At 71.3% G+C, this 2483-nt stretch carries 1 protein-coding gene and 2 pseudogenes; 1 reads left to right on the top strand and 2 read right to left on the bottom strand.

All coding sequences use genetic code 11. From position 1 onward, the window contains the following. Window positions 1-274 (top strand): annotated as a pseudogene (locus tag H5J30_RS27065) (RNA polymerase subunit sigma-70); the annotation flags it as partial. 167 nt (window positions 275-441) lie between these two features. Here the strand turns inward: H5J30_RS27065 and H5J30_RS27070 are convergent. Together H5J30_RS27070 and H5J30_RS27075 are read right to left on the bottom strand one after the other, a co-directional pair. Beyond that, window positions 442-1761 (bottom strand): annotated as a pseudogene (locus H5J30_RS27070) (PQQ-dependent sugar dehydrogenase); the annotation flags it as partial. A 181-nt stretch (window positions 1762-1942) separates the two neighbouring features. Further along, window positions 1943-2483: 3-keto-disaccharide hydrolase (locus H5J30_RS27075; protein ID WP_181789945.1), on the bottom strand; the 541-nt coding region annotated here is incomplete at its 5' end.

Below are 2483 nucleotides of genomic sequence, written 5' to 3' on the forward strand. Positions count from 1 at the left end.
GCCGGACGTCGCGATGCGCGCCGACGCCACCGCGGTGGGCATCGGCGCGGCGCGGGCCACGCTCGGGGCGGAAGGGGTGGCGAAGATCTTCTCCGGCGGCGCGCAGGCGGCGCGGCTCGCGCTGGTCGACGGGGCCGTGGGCGCCGTGTGGCAGGCGAAGGCGCGCACGGTCGTGGCGTTCGGCTTCACCGTCGAGGACGGCAGGATCACGGCGATCGACCTGATGGGCGACGCCGAGCGGCTGGCCGGGCTGGACATCGCGGTGCTGGGGTGAGGCGTGCCGGTTCGCCCTGCTCGGGCCGATGAGGAAGCGGCCGTACGGGACGGCGACGCGGGGGCGCCGCCGGGCGGAAGAACCGCCCGGCGGCGCCGATCAGCCCTTGGCCATTGGCCATTGGCCATTGGCCGGGGTTTCTGCTGCGCGCGCGCCTACTCGGCCGCGCCGTCCGCGACGTAGTCGATGCGGTAGATCCCGGCGTTCGTGTTCGTGCTGCCGCGGCCCACGCCGCTGCCCTCGCCGAAGTCGATGACGTAGAGCGAGCCGTCGGGGCCGAACGCGGCGTCGAAGGGCTGGATCCAGCTCATACCCTCGAACACCGGGTCGATCGACTGCAGTTCGCCGTCCGCGTACGAGAAGGTCTTGAACCACTTGCGGGTCAGCTCGTAGTTGAACCACTTGCCGTCGTACGACTCGGGGAACTTCGTCGCGCTGTCGAGGTCCGGGTCGAAGTCGTACGCCGGGCCGCCCATCGGACCGCCGCCGCCGGAGCCGAGCTGCGGGAACTCGGCGGAGGCCGCGTACGAGTACCAGACCTGCGCGGCGGTGGCCGGGGGCAGCTGGGTCCTGCCCGTGTTGTTCGGCGAGTCGTTCACGGGCGCGGCGCAGTCGAACTTCCCACCGGAGGTGCCGGCCGCGAAGTCGTGGTCGTTGAACGGGATGTTGTTGCCGACGCAGTACGGCCAGCCCATGTTGCCGGCCTTGGAGATCAGGTTGTACTCGACGATGCCCGCCGGGCCGCGGTCCGGGTTCGCCTCGCGGGAGTCGGGGCCGTAGTCGCCGACCATCAGCGCGTCGGTCGCGGGGTCGACGGAGATGCGGAACGGGTTGCGGAAGCCCATCGCGTAGATCTCCGGGCGGGTCTTCTTCTCGCCCTTCCTGAAGAGGTTGCCCTTCGGGACGGTGTACGTGCCGCCCTTGGTGGGCTTGATGCGCAGCACCTTGCCGCGCAGGTCGTTGGTGTTGGCGGCGGTGGACTGGGCGTCCCAGGCGTGGCGGCCGTCGCGCTCGTCGGTCGGCGAGAAGCCGTCCGACTCGAAGGGGTCGGTGTTGTCGCCGGTGGCGGCGTACAGGTTGCCCTTGCTGTCGAAGGCCAGCGAGCCGCCCATGTGCACGTTGGCGCGGCCCTCGCCGCGCCAGGTGGGGATGGACAGCAGCACCTTCTGGGAGGCGGGGTCGAGCCGGTCGCCGTTCAGGGTGAACCTGGAGACGTCGACCCTCTTCTCGGCCTTGTCGGAGTGCATGACGTACAGCTGGTGGTTCTTCGCGAACGCGGGGTCGAGCGCGAGCCCGAGCAGCCCGTCGGACTGCGTGGTGAACTCCAGCGGATAGTCGAAGTCGTACGCGGTGGTGACCTCCCGCGTCTCCTGGTCGATGATCTTCAGCTCACCGGTGCGCTGCGCGTACAGCACCCGCCCGTCGGGCGTGACGGCCAGCTCGAACGGGTCGGCGAGGTCGGAGTCGACCAGCGCGGTGCGGGTGAACCCGGCCGCGTTCGGCGCGCTGGCACCGGTCGGCTCGGGCGCGGCCACGGCGGAGGGCGTCGCCACCAGTAAGGCGGGCAGGACGGTGAGCGCGGCGACGAGGGACAGGGGTTTGATCTGGCGGCTCATGGGGCTCCCAACGGTGGAGGCGGTTCGGCGGGGCGGCGGTCCCGCCTGCTCGTCACTTGCCATAGACCTCGATCACGATGTTCCGGAACGAGACCTCGTCCCGAGCGCCGTGGTTCTGCAGCCCGATGTGGCCGGGGCCGAGGCGGCGCTCGGGGACGGTGTCGGTGTAGTCGTTGATCTCCACGCCGTTGAGCTGCACGGTGAGCCGGTCGCCGGCGACGCGGAGGTCGTAGGTGTTCCACTCGCCCGGCGGGTTCAGCGCGGCGTCGCGGGCGGCGATGTCGGGCGACTGGAACCCGTACACCGCGCCGGTGGTGCGGTCGGGGGAGTCGGTGGCGTCGATCTGGACCTCGAAGCCGCCGTTGCGGATGGCGGGGTCGTCGCCGGGGGGAAAGCCGAGGTGCACGCCGGAGTTGTCGTCGCCGGCCATGCGCCAGTCGAGGGTCAGGTGGTAGTCGGTGCCGAACTCCCGGCCGGAGTACCAGATGAGCCCGAGGCCGCCGTACGAGGTGAGCGCGCCGTCGGCGAGGGTGAACCCGCCGGGGCCGGCCTGGCTCCAGCCTTCGGTGGAGGTGCCGTCGAAGAGGACGAGG

Origin of the sequence: Streptomyces phytophilus (assembly GCF_013870535.1) — a bacterium.
GTDB lineage: Bacteria > Actinomycetota > Actinomycetes > Streptomycetales > Streptomycetaceae > Streptomyces > Streptomyces phytophilus.